Raw genomic sequence first — 25,139 nt, forward strand, 5'->3', positions numbered from 1 at the left:
GATATGAAGAAAAAAGTTGTTGTTGCACTTGGGCACCGTGCTCTGGGAACGACTCTTCCGGAACAGAAGGTAGCCGTAAAGAAAACAGCGGCAGTCATCGCTAACCTGGTCGAGGCCGGCTATCAGGTCGTGATCTCGCATAGTAACGCGCCGCAGGTCGGCATGATCCACACCGCTATGAATGAATTTGGAAAAACTCATGATAATTATACAGCCGCTCCTATGTCGGTCTGCTCTGCTATGTCCCAGGGATATATCGGATATGATTTGCAGAACGGGATACGGGAGGCACTTCTTGACCGGGGTATTTTCCGTACCGTCTGCACAGTGATCACACAGGTCACCGTAGACCCGTATGACGAGGCATTCTATTCTCCCACCAAGGTTCTGGGGCGTGTGATGAATGTAGAGGATGCAGCTGCGGAACGCAAAAAAGGTAATTACGTCGTGGAGGTCCCGGGACAGGGCTTCAGGCGCGTCATCGCTTCTCCGAATCCGGTGGACATCATTGAGGTAGATGCGATCCGTACTCTCGTGGAGGCAGACCATGTCGTAATCGCAGGCGGTGGCGGCGGTATTCCGGTACTTGCGCAGAATCATCGCCTGAAAGGTGCAAGCGCCGTAATCGAGAAGGACTTAGTCGCAGGAAAGCTGGCTGAGGCCATCGACGCGGACGAGCTGATTATTCTGACCAGCGTGGAGAAGGTGGGAATCAACCGCGGGGCTGCCAATGAGGAGGAACTTGGGGAGATTTCCGTTGAGGACGCAAAGCGTTATATGGACGAAGGACATTTTGGAGCTTATAATATGCTTCCTAAGTTCCAGGCTTCCGTGGCATTTATCGAGAAGGGAGAAGGACGGAGGGCACTGATCACTTCGTTTGATAAGCTGGGAGATGCTATGAAGGGGAAAACTGGGACGGTTATTTGTTAGATAGTTTTTTTGGAGAAAGGGACGCCGCCGAGGGAGAAGATAGGTATGCGGGACACGCTCTCGCTCGGAAAAAAATGCAGCGGTACTAAGATGCCAGGGCGCCGCCTGGATGGGCGGCTGCTGCCATCTAAGTGCCGGCATTTTTTACGGCCCCGCATACCTATCTTCTCCCTCGGCGGCTGACTTTTCCAAAGGGGGGAAACTTTTGAAGTTGCAATGGGGAGTTTGTTGGAGATGGGTAAAAATGACGTGGTTTTTACTGTTTTACTATTTTTATAGTATCTTCTTTTATAGTTTAACTGTTTGAACGGATATTGGGGGTTACCTATTGTTGCTAAGAGATATGTGGTAAGTAATGAATTTAAATTGAGTGATTGAGTGGACTATTCTGAAGGGCGTTATTTGTTATTGGTCTTTTCTTATATTAATATTAATGAAGATTTTTTATTAATATCAAGGTATTTTCGATGATTTGTAATTTTTATTTCTGCTTTTATTCCCGAAAAATGGTTATGTATTTAATAATAGCATGGAGATTTTTGGCGTTGCTTTTGTCCGAATTGGATTTAGTGCGAGATATAATAGATATTATAAATTTTGATGAGCAGATTAAGAAAAGTGAATATGTCTTTAGAGATGTAATATGATTTTTGATAGTTAATTATTTCCTCTTGATATTGAACGTATGTTCTTGTATAATGTTCTTACAAGGAGGAACATATGTTTGGATTGTTTGATTTTTCATGTTGATGTGAATAGTGCTTTTTTGTCGTGGGAGGCCTGTTATCGGTTGCATCATTTGGGTGGGAGTTTGGATTTGCGGGAGATTCCTTCGGCGATTTGTGGGGATGTTACTTTGCGGCATGGGATTATTCTGGCGAAGAGTCTGCCGGCGAAGCGTTATGGGGTTTATACGGGGATGACGGTCGCGGAGGCCCGGAAGTGTTGTCCGCAGCTTTATATGGCTCCGCCTAATTATTCGCTTTATCAGCGATGTTCTGAAGCGTTTTTGGATATACTAAGGGAGTATACGCCTGATGTGGAAGTGTATAGTATCGATGAGGCGTTTATGGATATGAGTGCTACGATTCATCTGTTTGGCGATGCGGTGGAGACGGCGGAGGTGATCAGGGGCAGGATCTGGGAAGAGTTGGGATTTACGGTGAATATCGGGGTCTCTACGAATAAGCTGCTGGCTAAGATGGCGGGGGAGCTTAAGAAACCGAATCTGGTCCATACGTTGTTTCCGGAAGAGATTCCGGTCAAGATGTGGCCGCTTCCGGTGGAGGAATTGTTTTTCTGCGGCCGGGCTACGACCCGGAAGTTAAAGGCATTGGGGATTCATACCATTGGAGAGTTGGCTGCCTCTGATCCGAAGTTGCTGGCTCTCCACCTGAAATCGCAGGGGGAGATTGTATGGAGCTTTGCAAATGGAATTGATTGTTCCAGGGTGGTCTCTGCGCCACCTCCGCAAAAGGGGTATGGGAATTCTACTACGATTCCGTTTGACGTTGCAGATGCCGGGACGGCGCACCGGGTCCTTCTGGCTCTCTCGGAGACGGTGGCTACGCGGCTTCGCAAGAATCATGTCCGCGCCGAGCTTGTGTCGGTCGGCATCAAAAGCTTTGATCTTCGGTATGCCAGCCATCAGATGCCTCTCGATCATGCGACCGATATCACTCTTGAATTATATCATGCTGCCTGTCTTCTGTTCGACCAGCTCTGGGACCATAGGACTCCGATCCGTCACCTGGGGATTTACACGGGAAGGCTTCGGGAGGGGGAAACGTTGCGGCAGATGAACCTATTTGACCTGACGGATTACAGCCGGCTTGAGAAGCTAGATCAGATGGTCGACGCCATCCGCAAACGCTATGGTATCGATGCGATAAAACGTGCTTCTTTTGTGCAGAGCCGACTGGACCATATGGAAGGCGGTATTTCCAGAGAGAAAAGGACTTTGGATTACTCTACATTACAAATTGATTAAGACAGACCAGGGAGGTGTCATCTATGGGGTTAGGAATCGGAATTAACGCGCAGCAGCCGGATGCGGGAAAGCTGCGGGGACATCAGGAGGCGATTGCCTGCGGCGTCTGGTTTACGAGCACCGGTCAGGCCATGCCTAAGCTGTTAAAATTTCAGGACAAGGATGGGGAGATCCGTACCATTTCTCCCATTCATACTATGAGCTGCGAAAAGAAGAACTACTGTGGGATTCCCACATTGGAGTACCGCTGCAGTGCAGATTTTGAGGGGTGCAGATATTCCTTTTACCTGCTATACTATATAGAGCGACAGGAATGGAAAGTATTATGGAAGGACGTGAAAGCATGTGCGGACGGTATTATGTAGCTTCAGATTTATATGATGAGATCAGAGAATTCATACGAAAAGCCAATGGGAAAGGACCGTCTTCCTACGACGCGGGTTCTTCCTTCCATACCGAATTCTCCGAGGAGCTGGCCGGCCATAACATCGTCCCTGCCACATCCTCTGTAATTATCTCCAGCCAGAAGAATAGCAAAAGTCTCACCGCAGAACCGATGATCTTTGGCTTTCCCGGCTTTCAGGGAAGTAAACGTCTGATCAACGCCCGCGCTGAGACGGTGCTTACGCGCCCTGCCTTCAGTCAAAGTATGCTCTCGCAGAGATGTCTGGTCCCGGCAAGCCGCTATTATGAATGGAATCACCAAAAGGAAAAAGTGACCTTCCATCGGGAAGGTCACTCGATATTCTATATGGCCGGTATCTACCGGATTGATAACGGACAGAAATATTTCGCGATTCTTACCACCGAGGCGAATGCTTCTGTCCGCCCGGTCCATCACCGTATGCCGCTAATCCTTGAGGAAAGTGAAGCAAGAAACTGGCTTTTCGATCAGGAAGCTGCCATCCGTCTGCTGCATAAAGTGCCATTTTCCATGGCTCGCGACCAGGAATATGAGCAGCTTGAGTTATTTCCTCTCGGTTAATCCCTGACGTTTGGCCGCCTTTCCAATGGGAAAATATCCGGCAGTCTTATGCAAAAGTCAACGATACACCGAGATGAACGTCCACTGGACGTTCACTCAGGTATGCTTGGCAACCAAAATAAGGTCCACTGGACCTTATTTCAGGTATGCATGGCAACTAAGCGCGGATCTGCAACAGCTTATTCTTAAGCTCTGATTCCATACGCTGCATCTCTCGCTCTGCTTCCTGACGTTTCTGACGGCCTTCCTGCTGGATGCGCATCACTTCATCCAAAGTGGAGATCAGGGACTCATTGGTGTTCTTAAGTGTCTCCATATCAACAATTCCACGCTCGGATTCCTGTGCCGTCTCAATCGTTGCAATCTTCAGCTTTTCCGCATTCTTTCTGAGCAGTTCATTCGTCATATCCGTCACTTCACGCTGCGCTTTTGCTGCCTGAGCTGAGTGCTCTACGCCAAGCGCCAGTACCATCTGGCTCTTCCAGAGCGGAATGGTATTCACCAGAGTGGACTGGATCTTCTCCACCATCTGCGTATCATTGCCCTGAACGAGACGAATCTGCGGTGCAGTCTGCATCGAGATGGTCCTGGTCAGTTCCAGATCATGAAGCTTCTTCTCAAACCGGGTGCACATACCATCCAGATCTCTTGCTGCCTGCGCATCTTCTGCCAGGCCGCTCACCTGTGCCTTCTGAACAAGCTGTGCCAGCGTAGTCTCCCGTACTTCTTTTAATTTCTTCTTTCCTGCCAGAATGTACATCGTGAGCTCCTTAAAATAAGTCAAATTAAGCTCATACATCTTGTCCAGAATTGCCACATCTTTGAGAAGCTGTACCTGATGCGACTCCAGAACCTTGCTGATCTGGCTCACATTCGTCTCAGCCTTGGCATATTTTGCCTTCATCGCCTGCAATTTATTGGAGGTTTTTTTGAAAATTCCAAGGAAGCCTTTCTCCTCTTCCTCATCAAAATCCTTCAGTTCTTTTACCACATCTGCCAGCAGATCGCCTACTTCTCCCAAATCCTTCGTCTTCACATTTTCAAGGGCGCTTTCAGAGAAATCCGCCATTTTCTTCTGCGTTCCCGCACCATACTGCATGATCATGGTAGAGTTAGTCAGATCGATCTGAGATGCAAATTTCTCCACCGCCGCACGTTCTTCGGGAGATAAGATATTCTCTCCTTGTACCTCTTCCTCCTGTGGCTTAGGTGTGCTCTGAATCTCCTGCTTCGTGTCCATCGCAAACGGCTCCAAAGTCAGTTCCGGTGCTTGTGCAAATGTTTCAAATTCGTTGTTCATTCTTTACCTCCCATTTTCTTCTCCCTGCCGCTTGCCCTGCGTCGGAAGTCATCTTTTTTATTTCTTTAAACCGTCCTCCATCAGACCTTCCTGTGCCAGCATCGTATGCAATACAGAAATATCTGAGGACAGATCCCATGCCGTATCCTGGAACAGATCATCCAGCAATTTTTCAAACGCCATATTCAGCGTATCCAATGTAGCTTCGATTTCCTTTTTGGAGTTCTGGATATTCTCACCACCCACCGGCTGTGCGTCCAGATCCTCATATGCCTCCAACAGCTTAATCGTCGTCGGCAGATAGTAATCCATCAGACGGTGAATATCCGTCACCGACTCCGGACTTTGCTCCACCCGGTCAAAAATACGGTCTACCAGCATCTCCATATGCGAGATTTTGTCTGAAATCTCTTTCCCCGGAATAGCATCGTTACATTTACGAATCTTTTCCACATAAAGATCGCCCTGCTCGATAATCTTCTGCACTTCGGGAGACAGCCTCGACGCGCTGCCGTTTTTCTCCTTCTCGGCCGCTGCCTTCTGTTCATTCTCCCGGCGCAGCTCCTCTTCCTTTTTCTTCTGCTCCATCTGATCTTCCAACTGAAGATATTGATCATATGCCTGGTTCGTCACCATAAGACAGGTATTCTGCCGGTCCAGATGCCCTTGCCTGAACCAGCCTTTCCCTATCATTTTCTGCAGATCCTTCACAATAAATTTTGTGGATTTTTTCTGCTTATCTGCAAGCTCTTTGATATTACAGAATTCTCTTCCATTCAGTTCCCGCACATAGGACCGGAAACGTCCTATTCGTTTTAACATAGAAGTTCCGGTTACTGCCATGGCTGCACAGCCTGCGGTCAGTACTCCCAAAATAGACGAAGAAACCTGAAACGCTATACTGGAAAATTCATGTGCTGCCCCAAAGTAAGCTAACACACTGATAAGTCCCAAAAGCAGCCCGCCTCCGATACCATATCCTGCGATAGCTAAAATGAGTCCGCCCGCCTTCACCGCTGTTCCCGGCTCATAAAGCGGATTCTTCTTCTGGCTGGCACGATAGGTCTGCGTCCGTTTTGCCGCCTCTTCCCAATATGCACCGGAAGAGGCGCCATTCATTCCGCCGCCAAAATGCGTCCCATTCTGTGCAGTCCCCCGCCTATCGGTACCCTGCTGACCGGTGCCCTGTCTATACTCTCCATGGCTGCTTTCTCCATTATATTGTCCAAAGTTTCCATAAGGGCCGCCGTATCGTTCGTTATTTCTATTTCTTCCGGCGTTCTGCCCATAGTTCACAAAACGATCCACATTCTTCGCGGTGCGGTCGATCGTCCGTGCAGCGCTGTTCATCGCCTGATTGATCGTATTTGTAATGGTCTGATTCAAACTCGCAAAATTCCGGGAATCCACCGCGTCCTGTACAGTTCTGCGGATCTCCTCCCCGAAATGTTCAAAATCCTGGCTTCCCATGATATCCTCCTGTTTTTCTGATAAAGTGAGCCTTACAAATCTACTTTTTTACTTCATTATTTCGTAAAACGAATCCTGCTGTCGATTCGGTGTGAAACTATGTACTCATATACACTCTTGGGGACCAGATCACTCCACGGTTCCCCCGCAAGGATCCTCTGGCGAATCTGCGTTCCTGTAACCCCCTTGTCCTTCGTCTCTCTCCTCCAGAGCACCTCCGTCGTAAGTCCCAGTTCCTCAAAAAGCCGCTCATTCGCCCTGGTCCACTCATCGCAGATACTCATAAAATACACTGCTCTTTTCGGAGCATACTGCCTGAGATACTTCGGCCTGTCAATCGGAAAGGGAACAATGTCAAAGGCTTCCCTCGGCACTCCAAAATCAAGAAGAGCCTCCTCTATCATCTCGAAACGTTCAAAATAAGTCATCGGATTGGCGCCCTTCTTCGTCCGGTAATTCAGTTCCTCATCTTCCGGTTTATAGATGTCATCAGGAAATGTAATTCCGATATATAATTTTCTGCACCTCATCTTCGCCGCCAAAATATATTCCATGTGTTTCAAATGAAGTACCTGAAACCTGCCGTATACAACCCCTGTCTCAATCATTCGGTCATTCTCCTCTCTTGTTTCGCCGATTCCCCTGAAATCCCGTTCCTCTACTCTTACTAAAATATTATACTTCATTACCGATAAATTGGAAATAGTTTTATTTGCAAAAATAACACGGATATAAATGATGTTGGGGTCAAAAGGTATTTTGCGGGTCCCAAAGTCATGTATTGACATGCGAGCATGTCATACATGACCTTTTGACCCTGATATCATATAAATTATAGTAGCAGTTTTACTCCACTGATGATACAATAGATAATACCAATGTCAGAACAAATACTATCAATTACTTTAGGAGGACTTTGCAATGCAAAAAGAAAATGGAAAGGCACTGCTTCCGATCGGCGTTTTTCTCGTCATGTACCTGGGGCTGGGAATCCTGTTTGAGTATATCATGAAAATTCCCATGGGCTTCTACAATATCCCCATCGTCGTATCGTTCCTTACCGCGCTCTTGGTCGCCTGTCTCCAGAACCGGAGCCTTAGCTTTGACGATAAGCTGGAGCTGATGGCAAAAGGCGTGGGAGACAAGAATATTATCACCATGATTTTGATTTTCATGGTTGCCGGAATCTTCGTCGGAGTCGTAGGACGCAGCAGCGCGGAGAGCGTAGCCTATTTCCTCCTCTCCATTATCCCGGCGCGGTTCGCCGTACTGGTTCTGTTCCTGGTGAGCTGCTTTGTCTCCCTTGCGATGGGAACCTCTGTCGGGACAATCACCCTGATCACCCCGATCGCTGCCGCCGTATCCGCCGGATCCGGATTTTCCACGCCGCTGTGCGTAGGTGCCGTGATGAGCGGCGCTATGTTCGGGGACAACCTTTCTTTTATCTCTGACACCACCATCGCCGCCTGCAACGGCCAGGGCTGTGCGATGAAAGATAAATTCCGGGAGAATTTCTGGATCGCCCTGCCTGCCGCCATCGCCACTTTGGTCATTATATTCGTAAGAACGCTCGGCCTGGATTCCGGCGCGGCTATCGTCAAAGACTACAACCTGATTCAGATCATCCCTTACGTGCTGGTCCTGATCGGCGGTATCATCGGAATCAATGTATTCGTCGTACTGCTGATCGGTATTGCCTCCGGCTCCGCTATCATGCTGATCACCGGCGCAACCGAAGCAACCGCTCTTCTTGGAAATATGGGTTCCGGCGTCGCCGGAATGTTTGAGACTGCCATGGTAGCGATCCTGGTGTCCGCCCTCTGCGCACTGATCCACGAGTATGGTGGTTTTGCCGCTCTCCTTAGCTTTATCAAGCGCATTTTCAAGGGATACAGCGGCGGGCAGCTCGGAATCGGTCTTCTGGTCGGCGCCATGGACATTGCCACCGCCAACAATACCGTTGCGATCGTTATGGCAAACCCGATCGCGAAAGAAATGGCGGAAGAGTACGATATCTCACCGCGCAAGACTGCCTCCATTCTGGACACCTTCTCCTGTATTTTCCAGGGCGTGATTCCCTACGGTGCACAGATGCTGGTAGCAATATCGACCGTAAATGAACTGGGTTATGAGATATCCGCATTTGATATCATGCCTAATCTGCTGTATCCTTATATGTTACTGCTCAGTTCTTTGGTGTTTATTTTTATAGTTCCGGGGAAAAAACGAAAAAATAACTAATTTGACCAATGTACGCAATTGTTATTTATCCTACTACCGTACACTGTAAGAAATGAAAGAAGCCTGGCACCAAAAAGCAGAAAACAACTTTTCTGTGTTATCCCCCTCCAGACAAGTGCAATAGCAAAAACTTGTCGCTTGGAAGGAAGCATATCACTGACTTTTGTTTCCTGCTTTTTGTAAAATATTCTTTTTATTCAAACTTAAAATATTTATCCTCGCCGGTCACCTTAAATGTTCATCCCAGCGCTTGAAATGTGTTTCAGTTCTTCAAGTCTTCTAAAAAACATATCTTTCCATTCTGTCATATCTTCAAAAATACTACCATCTACCTCTTTCACCTGATGAAGCCCGATACGGTGAACTGCCTCAATCGCGGCCTCGCGCTGTGTCTTTCTCTCAGGATACACGGTCTGGCAGGGCGCACCCTCCAACGTATCATAGCTTCCAAAGCTCTGATTGAAATCCATGATAGGGTACAAAGAAACATATTCATTCGTCTGATTATCGACCAGGAATCCCCAGTTCTCCGGATGCCGGTCTATGTTCCCGACCAGATAATCCAGAATATTCATTCCATAATATGTTTTTTCATCTACTCTTATACACTCTTCCAGTACATTCAGATCATGATTCAGTGCATATATTTCAAACGCCATTTTCGAAATGATAGAATACTGTTTTGAGGTTATAATCCTGCTCTCTGTCACTCTTTCCCCGTCATAAAAACCTTCTTTATACACTACCTGGGGAAAATCAAAACACTGGCACACTCTACTTGCGATCAATTCTCTTTTTACTGCATCATCTCCGCCATCTTTCAACAGAATAAAATCATTCTCTCTTCTAATCCAGGCTTTAGGGAAACAGCCCTTGGTAGACAGATCCGGCGCCAGCTCCTGGTTCGTAACTGTCATAGATTTTCCACGCAACGGCAGTGCCACAAGCGCTTCATTCAATGAATGATCATATAGATTCAGACTATCAAATGAAACTGCTTCATTCTTCTCTCTCACCCAATAAATGTCTGTTAATGACACACAGTGATACGACAAGGATATCTTTGCACGGTCTAAGTCAGTCGTTGCCTGCGCCATACCGATACTATTCAAAATCTCTTTTGCATATTTTCTATCCAGAGATAGCACTCTCGAAGCACACCAATGGTAAAAATTATTCATATTATTGATCAAAGTGTCAAAATCCCTTTCTTCTTCCAGATAAAGATCATAAGGGAAAAATTTTTCTTCCAGAATCGCGGCCTCTCCTCTTGTATTAATCTCTGCCACTTTTTTGTTTCCATGCATGAGCTCATAGCATGTCAGTTTCTTTTGCATTTTCTGGCTTGAAATATTTTCATTCGAATCCACTTTTTTACTGTTCAACAGCAAACCATTTTTCACAACAGCACCTCCAGCAATCAAAACTCTGTCAGCATTTCTTACGGATATCCAAAAGATGATGCTGGCTTCTGGCCTTTTTCTTTTCAAGCGCATATTTCTCCCACCAGGCTCGGCTTTCCTCCGAAAATACCTTAAGGTCTGCATCAATCTTTTCTATCTTCTTTTCCAAAAGTTCTTCTATATAATCCAGAAGTTTATCAGAAAACAGCCCATTAAAATCGTTCAAATTAATCTCATGGCACATTTCATTGTCCAGAACTTCCAGGAGCTTTCCGGCAAACTCCGGACTTTCATCCTCGTTATCTAAGAGCAATGCCTCTACCCAGTCATGGCCTATTTCAGACATGCACATAGACAGTTTCCGCTCCTTTTCAGCATCAGCAACCGTAAATGGAGAATCATCTCCGATATCTTCTGAATCCTCTGCATCAATGACCTGAAACTCCAACCGGCAAACTTTATCCAATATTTCCCTGGCAAGTCCGGATTCTCCCAAACGAAGCAAATCGCGGCATCCTCTGAACGTCCTATCTAAAAAAGGAAATGCTCCCTTGGGGTCATTGTGCCATACCTTCCAGTCATCTATATATCTTCCGTCCGAGTCAAATTCATAATAGTGGGTCTCATATTCTACATAGATTTCTCCAGCCTGTACCTTCTTACAGAATTCGTGAACTACCCATTGTCTAAAGCCAATGGGCTTCCTGCTTCACAGACCTCGTAACCTACTATCTCCACAGGCGTTGATTCGGGCAGTCCCTTCCCTATATATGCTTCTTTTATGCTATCTGCCGTAATCCTTCCGCTAAAATATTCTTTGCCGCATTGATATCCCTGTCATGTTTCGCTCCACATACAGAACATGTCCATTCTCTCACTGACAAATTTTTTGTATCTGTATTCTGATATCCACAGACAAAACACAACTGACTGCTGGCATAAAATGTATCTATTTTGATATATTCCCTGCCATTCCATTTTGACTTATATTCCAGTTGCCTTGTCAGCTCATACCATGATACATCACTTATGGACTTTGCCAGATGATGGTTTTTAACCATGTTTTTTATCTGCAAATTTTCTGAAACTATCACTTGGTTTTCGCTGACAATTTCGTGTGTAATCTTATGCAGATAATCTTTTCTGGTGTTTGTTATCTTCTCATGGCATATTGTGAGTTGTTTCTTTGCTTTATAATAATTCTTGCTGCCTTTTTCCTTATGTGCCAGCTTCCTTTGCTGCCTTGCCAGTTTCCTCTCATATTTCTTTATTGTCCTTGGATTTTCGTACTTTCTCCCATTCGATGTAATGCATAAATCCTTAATCCCCAAGTCCAAACCTATACTTTGATTTGTGTGCGCTAATTCTTCATGCTCTGTTTCTACCAGTATTGACACATAGTATTTCCCACTTGGACCTTGGCTGACTGTAGCTGATTTTATCTGGCCACGGAACTCTCTATGTAGCTTTGCCCTTACCTCTTTTAATTTTGGAAGTTTTATTCTTCCTGTCTCGAAATTTACAGTTATATTCCCATTCGTAAAATTCGTTGTATATGATTTATAATTATCGTGTTTACTCTTAAACTTTGGATAGCCCGAATGTTCCTTAAAAAATTTCTGATAGGCAGAATCCATGTTGTAAATTGCATTCGTCAGGGCAAACTTATCCGCTTCCTTTAGCCATTCATATGATTTCTTTAATTCCCTGTTACAGTAATTGTTACAGTCTGTTTTACTAAAAGACTTTTTCTCTTGCTCATAAGCCTCTTTTCGATATGCAAGTGTCCGGTTATATACAAAACGGCAGCAACCGAATGTTTTTGCAATCTGGGTTTTCTGCCCGTTATCCGGATAAATCCTGTATTTATATGCTTTCAGCATCCGCTTCCACTGCCTTTCTAACCTTGGTTTTCTATGTATTTCCGAAGCATTTCTTCCGAAACATTTCCCACACTGCAAGCAAAATACCCATCTGTCCAAAATGTATGTTCTTTCCAGGAATGCTTTTTGAGATCGTTTGGATATCTCTCCCAAATATGATATGTCGTATAACTCTTTATCAGATTTACGATTTTACTAATAAACATCGTTGGTTCTGTTTCTATCATGTAATGGATATGGTCTTTGTCCGTTTCCATATATCTGATAATGACATTATGTTTTGACATATCTCATAAGAGAACTGTTTTATATCATCTGATATTTGTTTTGATATTAGCAACTTCTTTCTGTATTTGCATACAAAAATAATATGGTACGGTAATAAATATTTGTGTCTGTTTTTCGATTTCCATGTTCCCATAGCGTAAGTATAGCACAAACCACTACTTTTGGCTACCTTAACCCACCGTCTAAAGCCAGTGAGATTGCGGTAGCCCTATTTCAAATCAATTGCTTTATTCTAAGCAATTCCGCGTATTTCAATAATCGTTTATATTGCCGTTCATTATTTCTTACACCATCTATGATTTCCAGCGTGGTTTGTGGCTCCAAACGCCGTACATCACAGATACTGCGCTCAATATCATAAATTTGGTAACATCCAAATTCTGTCTCCTGTCTTCTTATACCAATCTGAAAATTACTATCCGAGAAATAATGTCGCTTTGTCGGAAAATTCATCTTCAACATACTGCGATCTGTTCGCTTTGTAGCCACTGATAAATATTCAGGTTCCGTCTCAATCGCCCTCTGATAGTAAAGCGCACTATCCATACAAATAACAGCCTTCGGATTGCTCAGACATACCTCAACGCACTTGTAGTCCTGTGGTTTCTCATATTGCCCTCCAGCCAGCCAATAATATCCATGAGCGATCTTCTCAAAATAGCCTTCTTCAACCAGAACCGCTATCTGGCGATTTGAAAACCCTTCATCAAGAAGTACCTTTGTCGCCACATAGCCTCTATACCTTTTATATATAGTTTCTAATTTAGCATATGTATTAATTCTCATAAACAGCCTTTCCTTATAATACGTTATATCTCTCAACTTCGCCACTTTCTGTGCATATACATTTCCTCTTAAAGCATTTTTCATTACACATATTATTGCATTTTTTATATCACATGTCAACCCTGTTTTTAAACCGGAAACCTCTCCCGGACAAATTTTTGTATTCATCCATAAATATCTCTTATGGTCCTCTCCGCAATAAAAAACCTCCAAACTGAGTCATTTTAAGTTACATCAGTTTAGAGGTTTGTAAATCCTTCGGGATAATCCCGTCCTAAATCCTATTATTCACTTTTTTCCTTAATAATACCACAAGTACCACAGCTGCAAATGCTAACAATGAAACATAAAGTGTAACAGAAGCCAGATCCCCTGTCTTAGGTACATTATTTTCATTTGATGTATTACTTTTTTCATCAATGACTGCAACATAGTCAGATGCATGTTCAAAAGTCCGGATTCACAAGTGATGTATCCGGTTCCGGCTCTTCCGTGAGATCCGATATAAAATTCCAGCCTTTCACAAATGCCAGACATCTCCAATATAACGGAGTAGCAGAATTCCCCTTTTCAAAGATATTTATCATCCAATTCTGCCGGACAAAGGTCTAATTTTGCAATTTCAAACTAATCTGAGCCATAAAGTTTTCTTTTTCATACATAGTCTGAAAGTCACCGCCGTATTTCCTGGCGATATCCGCCAGAATCTTATGGCCATAGCCGGTTCCCCATATTTTATTCTTATGGTTTTCCAAAGCGGTGTTCTTACATTTTATAATCAGATATTCCTGTGCTATACCGCCATTTAAAGTAATCGCACACTCTTTCCCCTGTTCTCTTACTTCCTTACAGGCTCTGATGGCATTATCCATCAGATTTCCAAAAATCATGCAAAGATCCAGCTCTGCAATTCCTGTCATGTCGGGAATCATCAGATTCAGATCCTGTGAAATGCCTTCCTCTTCGCATACTTTTTGTTTCTCCGTCAAAATGGCATTGACAATCGGAACTGCGCAGAACGGGTATTCCCTTGTGGCGCTTATACGCACGGATAAATCCTGAATCACCGTTTCCGCCTCATCCTTTTTCCCATGTTCCAGCAAATCCAGTATGGATGTAAGAATGTTTCCGTAATCGCAGCGCAGCTTTGCCATCTCCTGACGGCGGACTTCGATCTGTTCATAATGAGCCTTTTTAAGTTCCCCTTCCTGCTGAAGCTTCCTGACCTTCTCCTGTGTTTCACGCTTTTCCAACTGACCGACATAAAGCATAACTAAAGCAAACTCCAAAACAGTATAACAACAAAAATAACTGAAATACAGTTTAAAATCATCACCGCCAGCCTGCGACCATTTTATGGCACATATCATCATAAAGACAAACAGCATCTGAAGCATCACGGCAAGCCATATCGGGCTTATGGTGTGTCTTCTCTTCTTCTGCAGTCTCAGCACAACCACCATATAGGCGATATTCAAAAAAATTGTCAGCGCCGCAACCATGGTACCTCTTTCTGCCATGTAGGGATTGGCGAAGCTTGCATACCGAAGATTCAGCTTTTTCACTTCTCCGAAAACAATATAAAGAATCACATCTGCCAAAACACTTTGCATAATCAGCATACTGACATGCGTAAACTTTATCCACGCCTTATCGCTATAAAAATAAGTCAGCACAAAAACATAAGATAAAGTAATGAGAATAGGATTGATCACATTATAATAATGAGGCGGCATCGCAAACAGGCATTTGATGATTACCCAAACACTGCACAAAATACTCCAGATGGCAATCCTTTTTCTTTTGCCGCCTCTGTCCTCCCTCCCTGTCAACAATCCTTCCATACAGATTCCGCTCACAATAACCGACATAATCTGCACTACTGCACTAATAATCTGATAAATAAAACCACTTTCGCTCATACGGCTCCCTCCCCTGTAAATACAAATTTCATTCCTCCTCCGCAGCACGGATACGCTCCAGCAACTCTTTGATTGCCGCCCCGGCCTCATCGGTTCTTTCATTTTTCACGAGAAACAATACCGATGTCAGGATATTATTGTAATCGTGGCGCAGCTTTGCCATCTCCTCACGGCGGGCCTCGATCTGCTCGTAGTGAACCCTTTCCAACGCCATGGCCTGCGCAAGTCTGGCTTCCTCCGCCTGCATTTCACGCTTTTCCATCTGGCTTAAGTAGAGCATCACCAACGCAAATTCCAGAACCGACCAAATACACAGCAAAATGAAATACCAATTAGAATCCCCGGTTACCACCTGCGGTCCTCTGCTGCCCCATATCATCAAAAGAATAAGAAACATCGGAAGCAGAGCTGCAATCCATAGCGGACTTGCCTGGCCCTTCCCCTTTTTCCTTATTTTGAGTACGATAGCTGTATAAATAACGTTCAACAAAAGACTCAATGACGCAATAATCGCAGACCTCTCTGCCATATATGGATTTGCAAAGTCCAAATGAAAAAGCTCCATTTCCTTTACTTCGCCCAAAACCACAAGAAGGAAAGCATCCGAAAATACATTTTGCAAAATCAGCACACTGGCATGAGCTATCTTAATCCATGGTTTATCACGATAGAAATAAGTCAGCATAAAAATGTAGTACAGCGTCATGCAGATCGGGTTGCCTACAGGAATCCAGGCTCCCCGAGGCGGGAACAGACATTTGGCACACGTCAGGAAGCTTGTAATGGCAACCCAGAATGTAATTCTTTTCCCCCGGGAAGCTCTGTCCTCTCGCCCCGTAAGCAGGTTTTCAAGACAGACGCCTATCGTAACAGCAGCTATGCTCTGCACTACTGCATTTATTATCTGATAAATAAAACCTTGTTCCATCATATTTTTTTACCTAAATGCAGGAAATAACTTTTTCGCACTCTTTCCCGCTGTATTTTACTGACCGGCACCCTCTGCCCATTTTGAAAGCAGATTTCATTTCCTTCCATATATTGAATCCGGTTCATATTCACAAGAAAGCTTTTGTGGCACTGAATAAAACTGGAAGGAAGCTTCTCATGAATGTTGCTGAGTTTATCATAAACAGTGTAGGAACCTTCTTCCGTATGAATGAAAACTCTGTGATTGTCACTTTCCAGATACAGAACATGGTCCGCTGCTATAATATAGGATTTCCCCCTGACGGAAAATGTGAGCACATTCTTCGGAGTCTTCCTCTCACGAATCTTATCCAAATATTGGCTGAGAAGCTCTTTATCAAGAGGCTTCATCAGATAACCGGTAAGATTGGTGTCCGTCAAAAAAATCTGCTGTATGTATTTGTCATGATACCCTGTCACATAAATCAATTGAATGTGAGGTGCTTCCCGGAAAATCTCTCTCACATACTGTATTCCGTTTTCTTCTCTGTCAAATTCTATATCCATGAAAATAGCGTCAAACTCCTTTTCCCCTTTTTCAATCTCCTCCAACAACTTTTCCGGCTTCTCATAAACAACAACTTCTTCTACCCCTTGATCCGCTTCCAATAATTCTCTCATCTCTTGTAAAAATAATAAACTGTCATCGCATACTGCAAGTTTTAACATGTCTCCACCTCATATGTACAATACGTTTTATTATACCATATTCTACATATGTACACAATTTCAACGACAATCCAATTTTGCTGAAAACTGATATATTTTCGTCTTTTTAACTTTATTATGGTAAACTATCCTGCACATACAGTGCTCCCGAGGATGTCAAGTCATTGCCACAAAAATATGCGGCTTTTTTACCAATAAACATTGCTCTCTGTTATAGCTTTCTTTGACTTTTTCTGCCTCCACATTTGCATTTCCTGCATCAATAATATATTTTACCGTAGCAAATCCCATATCGTCATCTCTTCTCCTCGAACTTTCGAAATTCTTCGATACTCATGTAAAGCCTCGACTAAAACTTGTATATCAGAAAAGTATTCTTTAACAAAATTATATTTTTTTACATCTTTATACTTTAAATTTGATTTGCAATAACTACTAGGTTTTAATCTTGGATTTTTTCTCACTTCTTTTTCATAATCCTTGTACTTTCCCTCATTACAAATAATAATTTTTTCAATTTCTGGAGCCGTTATCACATTTTTTACATCAACCTTATCCTGATATGCTTTACTTAAATTAAATTTTTCACCTCTTGAATCCAAAATTCTATATATTGTAATCTTATCTTCAAATTCTTTTCTTAAATATCTTTCTTCAAATACCTTACCACTTCTACATCTTAGTACTTCCTCTTCAAGCAGATCTTCTCGTTCAAAAATCAATTTATGACTATCAAGTAATAAATCCAAAATTGCCCGTTCAGCGCCGCCTTCACAAATACAAGCCGTATATTTAGACATATTACTTTTCATCCTCCCTTATTTCCACACTAGAAAGGACTTTCTTTAATGCCATATACGCCTCATATACTGGTACAGTACCTTCTAGATATCCACTTTCATACGCCTCACTTTTTTTAATATCATTTCTTTTTAAGATAAACGATAAATTTTCTGCATTGATTCCGCCTCGATTTCTAACTATATAAATACAATCATTTCTCTCAAATTCATCTAATAATTCTGCATAATGCGTAGAATAAATCAAAGTAGAACCTTGTCTATTAACCTTTGGATCCATAAAAAATCGTACAAGTGTAGCAACAATTTCCTCATTAAAATGATTCTCTAATTCATCGACAATCAAATAACCACCTTCCACAAAGCAGAATAAGGCATTCATAAATACACTAATTCCTTTTATAGTCCCTGAAGAAAGATATTTTTCAATTTCACTAGGACTTCTCAAAATTATCTCCTCAGAACCGTGAAATTTCAGTCTCAGATCAGTGGATTTTTTCTCAATACTACATTTAAAATACTCTATGCTTGGATCCAAAAAAGTTAAAAGTTCTTTTGGAAATTTACCTAGGACATTCAACATATTATGATTTGTCCACATCGACATGTCTCTTAAAAGAAAACCCGATTGTTTTTCCCTATTTATAGCAATCATAACACTTACATCATCCGACAAAAATTGTTCCTTTTGATTTCTTTCAATCTTTATATCTGAATCTTTAAAATCAAATAAACTTTTCTTTGTTTTAACTTTCTCAGCCTCTTTTTCCCATAGTTTTTCATCCGAAATTACTAATTTCTCGCTTTCATCTATCAAATTAATTTTTTTAGTAATAACTGTCTGAAGCTTATAAACTTTTTTTTGTTCATAAAAGAAACTTGTAATTTTAACATTTTCTCCTTCTAATAAATCATTCAGTATTTCTTTTACCTCAATACTATTAATAGATTCATTGTTTAGCAAATTAATTACAAATGAAATTGTTTTTAATATTGTTGTTTTCCCAGATGCATTAATCCCAATAAACGAAAGAACTGGATTAATATATATATTTGAAAAAACACAATAAAGCCTCTCCTTGTCATCTTCATCAACTCTCTGTCTTGCGATGAAATCTATATCTATATCCCCTTTAAAACGTGGCATATCTTGTATATTAATTTTTAAAAGTTTCATATGGCTACCTCCATTCACGTAATTTATGTTTTTATAATTATATTATGCCACAATCTTATCTTATATTCAATATTATTTACGCCTTTTTTGTTTTTATTTATTTTTTCATCCTTCCATCATCTGTTCCACTGAATTCGGCACATAAGGGTCCTTTACAATATCTCCTGATTTTTCTATAATCTGCCCTTTTTGCGAAGTCGCTAAGATTTTATCTTTGTCTTTTCCAATCAGTAGTCTCTCATACAGAGAACTACCATATTGTCGACCAAGCTCCCTTCTCCCCCAGCCTTCTTTCCATGCCGAGCTCTGGTAAATTCCTTTGCACTGTCAAGTAAGGGCTAATAAAATTTTATACTTTTTTAATATTTTCATCATTCTTCAACGTAATCTCCAACAATTCTGCTGCAACCTCGGCTGATTTTATCCGCATTAGATTATCCCATGCATCCTCCTCGCCAAGCAGATTCATACCTCCATGCCACACCAATTCATCATCCAGAATCGCATAATGCTCTGCCACCTCATCTCTTACAATTACATGAATACTATTCTCTTGCATCTCACAGACCATCTGCTGATAAAAATCGGGATTCCCAAACCGTGTATTCTGCGGTTCTGTCGTTATGACCGTAACCTTCACTCCGGCTTCCTGCCGCGTCTTTATAAGATAAATAAAACGCTCCACTTTATTTTGTGTCAGCCCCGGACTGGAAACAAGGATATTCTTTTCCGCCTCAACAATGTCTCGTTCAAATGCATCTGCATAATTTCCGGAATCGTAAATTGCGTTCGTTGTCTGTTTTGAAAGAACACTATTAGTGATTAACTGAAATCCTGTCCGTTTATAAGTACGCAATCTATTTACATACATCTTGTCAAAGTCTCGAATATGCGAATCTATATAATCATAGACAACTACTTCTTTTTTTCCCTCGTAATCACGGTTCAACCTTCCTATGTACTGTTCCAGCCGTCCGCTAAAAGATACCGGTGCTGCCAGCATGAGTGTATCCAGCCTAGGATAGTCGAACCCCTCTCCAATCTTCTGCCCGGTTGCAACCAGAATCAGGGTTTGTTCCCTTGGTACTTCTTTTAACTTCCTTCTCACATCGGAATTTTTTTTGTCACTGTTATCTCCATATAGAAGGAATACCCTGTCAGCATCCTTTTGCAGATTATCATAAAGATATTTTGCCTGCTTCTTGTATCTCGTCAGAATTACCGGGGTTCTGCCCATCTTTACACAGGCTCTTGTATCTTCAAGAATCATTTCATTTCTGACCAGACTTGTGCTGATCAAAGAATATGCCTCATTAATATTATTTTTACTCTCATTTGTATCAATTACTCTTGTATATCTTGGATATACATAGTGACCGATTCCTTGCTCTGCGGCACGCTCTTTCGCCGTAAACTTATGTCTGATTGGTCCCAAAAGCATATAAATAATCTTTTCCAGATTATCCCCACGTTTCGGTGTTGCTGATACACCATAGACATATCTGGCATTCACTTTCTGCATAACTTCAATAGACGTACTTGAACCGCAATGATGACATTCATCCATAATCACCATACCATACGAATTGATAAATTCATTGAACTTCCCCTTACTGTACATGGAGCCCACCATAGCAACATCAACAATCCCTGTCAGAGTATTTTTACTGCCATGCAGGATGCCAATGACACTGTCTCTGCGCTTTTCTCTTCCGCTTTTGGTTTTGTAAGTGGGAGGCTTTTCATCTATAATCAAAAATTTATTCAGTTCCTCTACCCACTGCTCCAGCAAATCTTTACTTTGAAGCAAAATAAGCGTATTAACCTTACGCTCTGCGATAAGATAACTGCAGACAACCGTTTTCCCAAATGCGGTGGCAGCACTGAGAATGCCATGATCATATGCAAGCAAACGCTCTGCCGCCAGATTCTGCTGAGTTCTCAAATCTCCCTGGAAAACAACTCTTATAGGTCGCCCCTTTTCCCTGTAATCCTCTATCTCAAAATTAATATCAGCCTCTTTACAGGCGCAAACCAGGTTATCACGAAGGCCCCGTGGAATACGAATATAACCATCTATATCCTTTCCCATATAGACAGCGCTGAAATTATAATAGTTGGAATATCCAAGCCTTTTGTTTTTATAAAATACAGGATTGTCAAAGGCTGCCATGCTTCTGATCTGATTCTGCAGGCGCGGCATTAAATTCAACGTATCCACATAGATGGCATCTCCAAGGGCAATATGCATTTTACCGACTACATCTGATTTTACAAAGCCATCTTTTTTCTTCCATGGCTTCGGACGGTTTTGAACATTGGGCAACGCCAGCATTCCCTTTTCATTGGAGAGCTCTGCCTGCCATTTTGTCATACACTTTTCTATCTCATCCAACGTCAGCTTTTCCGTCTGATTCAGCAGGATATCCCACTGATCTGGATACGCATTCCAGTTTTTATCAACAAATGCGCTGTTTCCTTTTTTCAGCGCCTGTCCCTGCAACGGCAATGCGATCAGATTCCCGATACTGCTGGCAACATCCTGAGAGGGATACATCCGGTCATAATAATGAAAAGATTTCAGATTAATCGAAGCAGAACCTTTATCCAGTAGAAGAAATCCGAATTTTCTTGCAAGAGTTGCGTCCACCGGTCTTTTAAAGAAAACCCATACATGCGCACCCCTGCCAGACCTTGAACGTTCCACTAGCGGTGTTATCCCATTACTTTCACAAATGATTCGCAAAGCATCAACTTCTTCATGCCATTCATCATCCACATTTGCAAAATCAGTCTTCTCAGCGCCTTTTTCATGATTGTCAAAATCAAAGACAAGGAAACGGCAAGTACCATCCGGAAGCAGAGGATACACGCCCAATACATCTGCTCCGTCCTCTCTGTATCCAAGAAGATGTTCTACAATTTTCTTCGGATCAAGCCTTGTCCATTCCCTGTGTTCACAGGCTTCACAATTAATTTTTATACCCTGCTGTTTCGGACAGATACGATTATTCCACCTGTTGTTGCACTGCGGAAAATAGCCGCCCTTCGTGCCTCTTTTCGCATATACATCTGTTCTTCCCCAGAACATCGCGAAGTATTTATTAGCTAGATCTTCTGTAATATATTTACTTTGGATTCGTCCGCCTTGATCTGGATCATATTCCTCAATATTTTCGATTTTCTCTTCAAATATATTTTCAGACTCATAGGGAATATCCGCCTTTTCCAATTGAATTTTTAATCTTCTGTTTTCATCTTGAAGACTTCGCACCAACTTGCGAAGAGAATCAAGATTATATGCTTCTATATTCATTTATAATTTCCTCATCATTTCTCCCTGCCACTCCATATTTACTTCTTAATAGACCATTTCCCTTTCTTGGTAGCCCCCTCTCGCACAAGAATCCCTCTGTTTTTCAATTTATTCATGGCATATCTGATTCCATTTTTTGACATCCCTATAATTTCTGCCATTTTATCCTGCGTAATTTCCGGATTCTTTAAAATCAGGCTTACTACTTTTTTCTCTGTATCTGATAAAGAAAAAGACAATTGATTTTCCACCATTTCTATGCCAGTTTCTGTGCCAATCATTCTATTTTCTGTGTTAGCATTTGCTATTTCTATGCCAGTTTCTGCAACTATTTCTGTATTTTCTGTGCCAGTCTTTACATTTGAACGATAAAAATTTACCCGAAACGCATCACCCATGTCAATAAACTCCGGTTCACGAACTCCGTATTCTCTACAGCCCCGAATCATTCTCTGGAGACCTGTTCCCCACTGCTCAATAATACCCATTCGGCTGAATACTTCTGCAATGCAAACATTACGGATTTTTGAACGCCCTGATATAGCCTGTTCCACTGTCAGTCCGCCATACAGCATCCCCGGAGAGGTGATTTCCACTCTGTTATCATAAATCGCAATCTGAACACAAGAATGATCCAAGTAACACCTGTGACAAACAGAATTGATAATTGCTTCCCGAATGCTCTCCGGCGGCAATTCATATTTGTCTTTCCGAACAATCCCCTCAATCGTCGCACCAAGATTAATATGCTTTAATACAAACTGGTAAGCTTCCTCAATCTGATTATAAATCGGCCCGCCAAATTCTCTTCTATCAATAAATACCGCCCTATCCTCTCCTTTAAACAATGCACACTGTATTTTTGCAAATCGAAAAACATTATTTGTACATAATATAAATGCATTTGTTGGAAGATAGTTTTGTCCACTTTTCTTTAAAATCCCCCAGTTTTCCAGATTAGTGACTGTTATCTCCCTCACTTTATTTATTGGAAGTTCACTTGATTCAGCAATATGCATTCGAATATCATTGCACAATTTCAAAGCTTGCTCCTCATCGTAGTCTATTTCAACGTTAACAATTTCGTCGTACGATTTGCCTGTTCCCTGATATTCCAAATCTTTTAATATTGCTTCGTCAACTGGTCTACTGGTTCCCGCCACACGAATATAGGTCCCGTTTTCTTTTCCCATACTTTTGATATAATATGGTCTGTTCTGTCCCGGATATATTTCTATCTGGACGATACATTTCCCTTCTATTGTCTGAAACGTAACGTCAGGAACGATTTGAGGCACACACATGTCAGAAACCGCATTGGCGATTTTATCCATAATCCTAAAAACAGAACTTGGTTCAACACAAACAATATTTCTTGTGACATCATCTATTCCGATGATTATTTTCCCGCCTGCTGTATTTGCATAAGCAACTATCGTTTTCATATACTTTTTGCTGTCATCCGGAAGCATAATTTTAAATTCAACATTTTTTGATTCACCATTTTTGATTTCTTCAAGTGTCATTTTACTTTCCCCCATTCAACTTAAATCACTCTTTAAGCCTTTCAAAAAATCTTCCATTGGATGATCTTCCTTATCATTTCTTTCTTCCATTATCCAATCAATTTCCTTTAATGATATGTAATTTCCCAAATTCCAGATTTCTATATTCATTAAATAAATAATTTTTTCTAAAGATACTCCTTGAGCAAGTAAATACCTCACAAGTGCCCCTCTTATGCTGGCAGGTGTCAATGATTTATAATATTCATCATTCGGATCTATTTTTGTCAGTTTACTAAACACATCATTAATTACATCTTCTCGTATTGGTTCTCCCCCGTTATCTTTAGTGCGGTAAAAAATATAATCACCCCTTACATTAAGAGCCTTCAATTTTTTTAAAGCCCCTATGAGTTCTGCTGGCATATGTATCTCTTTTCCATCCAATTTTAATTTATCCTTTATACTCCCATCTTTACTGTAATCGACATTTTCTTTCCATTTTAAAAAGCGTAATTTTCTCCGTTCCAGGCCAAAAGATAATTCCATCAAGAGCATTGCAACATCTCTTTCCTTGTTTCTACCAGTATCTAAATATTGTATCGCTTTTTTTATTTTATCCAGATTAATAACATTCCGCTTTTCATCCCGTTTTAAAGTTTTAGAAAACCCCTCCAACATTACTTTTGTACTGATATCAAAAGCACTCTTTTCAGACATAAGGCACATAAAATCTTTAATATAGAAAAATACATTTTTTAGAGTATTCTCTTTCTCCAACTTTGTCTTTTTCTCTATATACCTGTAAAAATCTGTTATCTCTATTTTATCATAAACGCTTTCCACCTCATTTTTAAAATAGCATAGTTCCAAATCTATAGAACAGTATTTTAAAAAGCGTTTTAACGATGATGAGTAAGCAGGCCAACTCTTTTCACCGCCTTTATAATAACTATTTCTATATTCCGCAATATCTTTAAAAAAATATGTATTTGGCTCAATGCCACATATATTATCATAAGATAAGAAATCAAAATAATGCTGATCTGAATTTTTACCATAAACAATCTCTAAAACTGTCTTTTTCGTTTGAAAATCCGATATTCCTTTGCCAATACTATTGTTAAACAGCCAAATTCCTTTAGGGCTTATTACCATTCCCCATTCAACTGTACTGTCCTTTACTCCTTTATTTGTATAATCTCTGAATAAACGGTTTACTATACTTCTTTCATCTACTTCATCAAATGTTATTTTGATTTTTAAATTTTCATCTATTATATATACCTGTTGTTCCTTGTCCCAAATAGTTGAAGAGCGATTATATCCCAATTTTTTTCGGAAAATTTCCTCAAACACGCATTGGCGAAATTCCTCTATAGCACTCTCTTTTTCAATCCCCAGAAATCTCTTTGACTCCGCCTCTATACTTTTTAATTCATTTGTATTTCTTCGCATATTCGCCTGCCCCTTTTTCATAAACTATTAATAGAATATCATAT

At 41.6% G+C, this 25,139-nt stretch carries 22 protein-coding genes and 1 pseudogene; 5 read left to right on the forward strand and 18 right to left on the reverse strand.

From position 1 onward, the window contains the following. The first annotated feature begins 3 nt into the window (after nucleotides 1–3). From arcC to ABXS75_17115, 4 genes are all read left to right on the forward strand, one after another. The gene (arcC, locus tag ABXS75_17100; GenBank protein ID XCP84744.1) at nucleotides 4–933 is read left to right on the forward strand and encodes a carbamate kinase; all 930 of its coding nucleotides are present in this window, start codon (nucleotides 4–6) and stop codon (nucleotides 931–933) included. 724 nt (nucleotides 934–1,657) lie between these two features. Then, nucleotides 1,658–2,923 carry a DNA polymerase IV gene (locus ABXS75_17105; GenBank protein XCP84745.1) on the forward strand — a complete coding sequence of 422 codons (1,266 nt, stop codon included), beginning with the start codon at nucleotides 1,658–1,660 and terminating at the stop codon, nucleotides 2,921–2,923. A gap of 23 nt (nucleotides 2,924–2,946) precedes the next feature. After that, nucleotides 2,947–3,288 (forward strand): hypothetical protein, encoded by a 342-nt coding sequence (locus ABXS75_17110; GenBank protein XCP84746.1) that lies wholly within the window; start codon nucleotides 2,947–2,949, stop codon nucleotides 3,286–3,288. After that, entirely contained in the window at nucleotides 3,249–3,908 is a 660-nt protein-coding gene (locus ABXS75_17115) for an SOS response-associated peptidase (GenBank protein XCP84747.1), read from the forward strand. Before ABXS75_17110 ends, ABXS75_17115 begins: the two co-directional genes overlap by 40 nt. A gap of 157 nt (nucleotides 3,909–4,065) precedes the next feature. Here the strand turns inward: ABXS75_17115 and ABXS75_17120 are convergent, their stop codons facing one another. Genes ABXS75_17120 through ABXS75_17130 form a run of 3 tightly spaced genes read right to left on the reverse strand, consistent with a single transcriptional unit; the run spans nucleotide 4,066 to nucleotide 7,286 of the window. Then, nucleotides 4,066–5,208, reverse strand: coding sequence for a toxic anion resistance protein (locus ABXS75_17120; GenBank protein ID XCP84748.1), 1,143 nt, complete (start codon nucleotides 5,206–5,208; stop codon nucleotides 4,066–4,068). Between the two features lie 57 nt (nucleotides 5,209–5,265). After that, complete coding sequence (locus tag ABXS75_17125; protein ID XCP84749.1) at nucleotides 5,266–6,678, reverse strand: 5-bromo-4-chloroindolyl phosphate hydrolysis family protein; 1,413 nt, start codon at nucleotides 6,676–6,678, stop codon at nucleotides 5,266–5,268. 56 nt (nucleotides 6,679–6,734) lie between these two features. Then, nucleotides 6,735–7,286, reverse strand: a complete 552-nt coding sequence (locus ABXS75_17130; GenBank protein ID XCP84750.1) for a nicotinate-nucleotide adenylyltransferase — start codon at nucleotides 7,284–7,286, stop codon at nucleotides 6,735–6,737. Nucleotides 7,287–7,599: 313 nt separating this feature from the next. Between ABXS75_17130 and ABXS75_17135 the strand changes: the two genes are divergently transcribed. Beyond that, complete coding sequence (locus ABXS75_17135; protein ID XCP84751.1) at nucleotides 7,600–8,919, forward strand: Na+/H+ antiporter NhaC family protein; 1,320 nt, start codon at nucleotides 7,600–7,602, stop codon at nucleotides 8,917–8,919. Between the two features lie 230 nt (nucleotides 8,920–9,149). Here the strand turns inward: ABXS75_17135 and ABXS75_17140 are convergent, their stop codons facing one another. The 15 genes and pseudogenes from ABXS75_17140 to ABXS75_17210 all read right to left on the reverse strand — a co-directional run bounded on the left by ABXS75_17140 (nucleotide 9,150) and on the right by ABXS75_17210 (nucleotide 25,095). Beyond that, nucleotides 9,150–10,322: a hypothetical protein gene (locus ABXS75_17140; GenBank protein XCP84752.1), complete on the reverse strand. Its 1,173-nt coding sequence runs from the start codon at nucleotides 10,320–10,322 to the stop codon at nucleotides 9,150–9,152. Between the two features lie 28 nt (nucleotides 10,323–10,350). After that, a complete protein-coding gene (locus tag ABXS75_17145; GenBank protein XCP84753.1) occupies nucleotides 10,351–10,827 on the reverse strand; it encodes a hypothetical protein in 477 nt (158 codons plus the stop codon). Between the two features lie 274 nt (nucleotides 10,828–11,101). Further along, nucleotides 11,102–12,205, reverse strand: a complete 1,104-nt coding sequence (gene tnpB, locus ABXS75_17150; protein ID XCP84754.1) for an IS200/IS605 family element RNA-guided endonuclease TnpB — start codon at nucleotides 12,203–12,205, stop codon at nucleotides 11,102–11,104. A gap of 17 nt (nucleotides 12,206–12,222) precedes the next feature. Next, nucleotides 12,223–12,626, reverse strand: a pseudogene (gene tnpA / locus ABXS75_17155) (IS200/IS605 family transposase). An 80-nt stretch (nucleotides 12,627–12,706) separates the two neighbouring features. Further along, on the reverse strand, nucleotides 12,707–13,447 hold the full coding sequence (locus ABXS75_17160; protein XCP84755.1) for a hypothetical protein: 741 nt from the start codon (nucleotides 13,445–13,447) through the stop codon (nucleotides 12,707–12,709). A 106-nt stretch (nucleotides 13,448–13,553) separates the two neighbouring features. Next, the gene (locus tag ABXS75_17165; protein XCP87187.1) at nucleotides 13,554–13,739 is read right to left on the reverse strand and encodes an LPXTG cell wall anchor domain-containing protein; all 186 of its coding nucleotides are present in this window, start codon (nucleotides 13,737–13,739) and stop codon (nucleotides 13,554–13,556) included. A gap of 148 nt (nucleotides 13,740–13,887) precedes the next feature. Further along, entirely contained in the window at nucleotides 13,888–15,201 is a 1,314-nt protein-coding gene (locus ABXS75_17170; protein XCP84756.1) for a GHKL domain-containing protein, read from the reverse strand. Between the two features lie 28 nt (nucleotides 15,202–15,229). Next, nucleotides 15,230–16,132, reverse strand: coding sequence for a hypothetical protein (locus ABXS75_17175; GenBank protein XCP84757.1), 903 nt, complete (start codon nucleotides 16,130–16,132; stop codon nucleotides 15,230–15,232). Beyond that, on the reverse strand, nucleotides 16,129–16,839 hold the full coding sequence (locus ABXS75_17180; GenBank protein XCP84758.1) for a LytTR family DNA-binding domain-containing protein: 711 nt from the start codon (nucleotides 16,837–16,839) through the stop codon (nucleotides 16,129–16,131). Before ABXS75_17180 ends, ABXS75_17175 begins: the two co-directional genes overlap by 4 nt. 156 nt (nucleotides 16,840–16,995) lie before the next feature. Continuing rightward, nucleotides 16,996–17,130, reverse strand: a complete 135-nt coding sequence (locus tag ABXS75_17185) for a hypothetical protein (protein XCP84759.1) — start codon at nucleotides 17,128–17,130, stop codon at nucleotides 16,996–16,998. After that, nucleotides 17,112–17,639 (reverse strand): hypothetical protein, encoded by a 528-nt coding sequence (locus ABXS75_17190; GenBank protein XCP84760.1) that lies wholly within the window; start codon nucleotides 17,637–17,639, stop codon nucleotides 17,112–17,114. Before ABXS75_17190 ends, ABXS75_17185 begins: the two co-directional genes overlap by 19 nt. A 1-nt stretch (nucleotide 17,640) precedes the next feature. After that, the gene (locus ABXS75_17195) at nucleotides 17,641–18,816 is read right to left on the reverse strand and encodes an AAA family ATPase (protein XCP84761.1); all 1,176 of its coding nucleotides are present in this window, start codon (nucleotides 18,814–18,816) and stop codon (nucleotides 17,641–17,643) included. A gap of 349 nt (nucleotides 18,817–19,165) precedes the next feature. Continuing rightward, a complete protein-coding gene (locus ABXS75_17200; protein ID XCP84762.1) occupies nucleotides 19,166–22,132 on the reverse strand; it encodes a DEAD/DEAH box helicase family protein in 2,967 nt (988 codons plus the stop codon). A gap of 38 nt (nucleotides 22,133–22,170) precedes the next feature. Then, nucleotides 22,171–23,658 carry an ATP-binding protein gene (locus ABXS75_17205; protein ID XCP84763.1) on the reverse strand — a complete coding sequence of 496 codons (1,488 nt, stop codon included), beginning with the start codon at nucleotides 23,656–23,658 and terminating at the stop codon, nucleotides 22,171–22,173. A gap of 15 nt (nucleotides 23,659–23,673) precedes the next feature. Continuing rightward, nucleotides 23,674–25,095 (reverse strand): hypothetical protein, encoded by a 1,422-nt coding sequence (locus ABXS75_17210; GenBank protein ID XCP84764.1) that lies wholly within the window; start codon nucleotides 25,093–25,095, stop codon nucleotides 23,674–23,676. Nucleotides 25,096–25,139: the final 44 nt, after the last annotated feature.

Origin of the sequence: Roseburia hominis (assembly GCA_040702975.1) — a bacterium.
GTDB lineage: Bacteria > Bacillota > Clostridia > Lachnospirales > Lachnospiraceae > Allocoprococcus > Allocoprococcus hominis_A.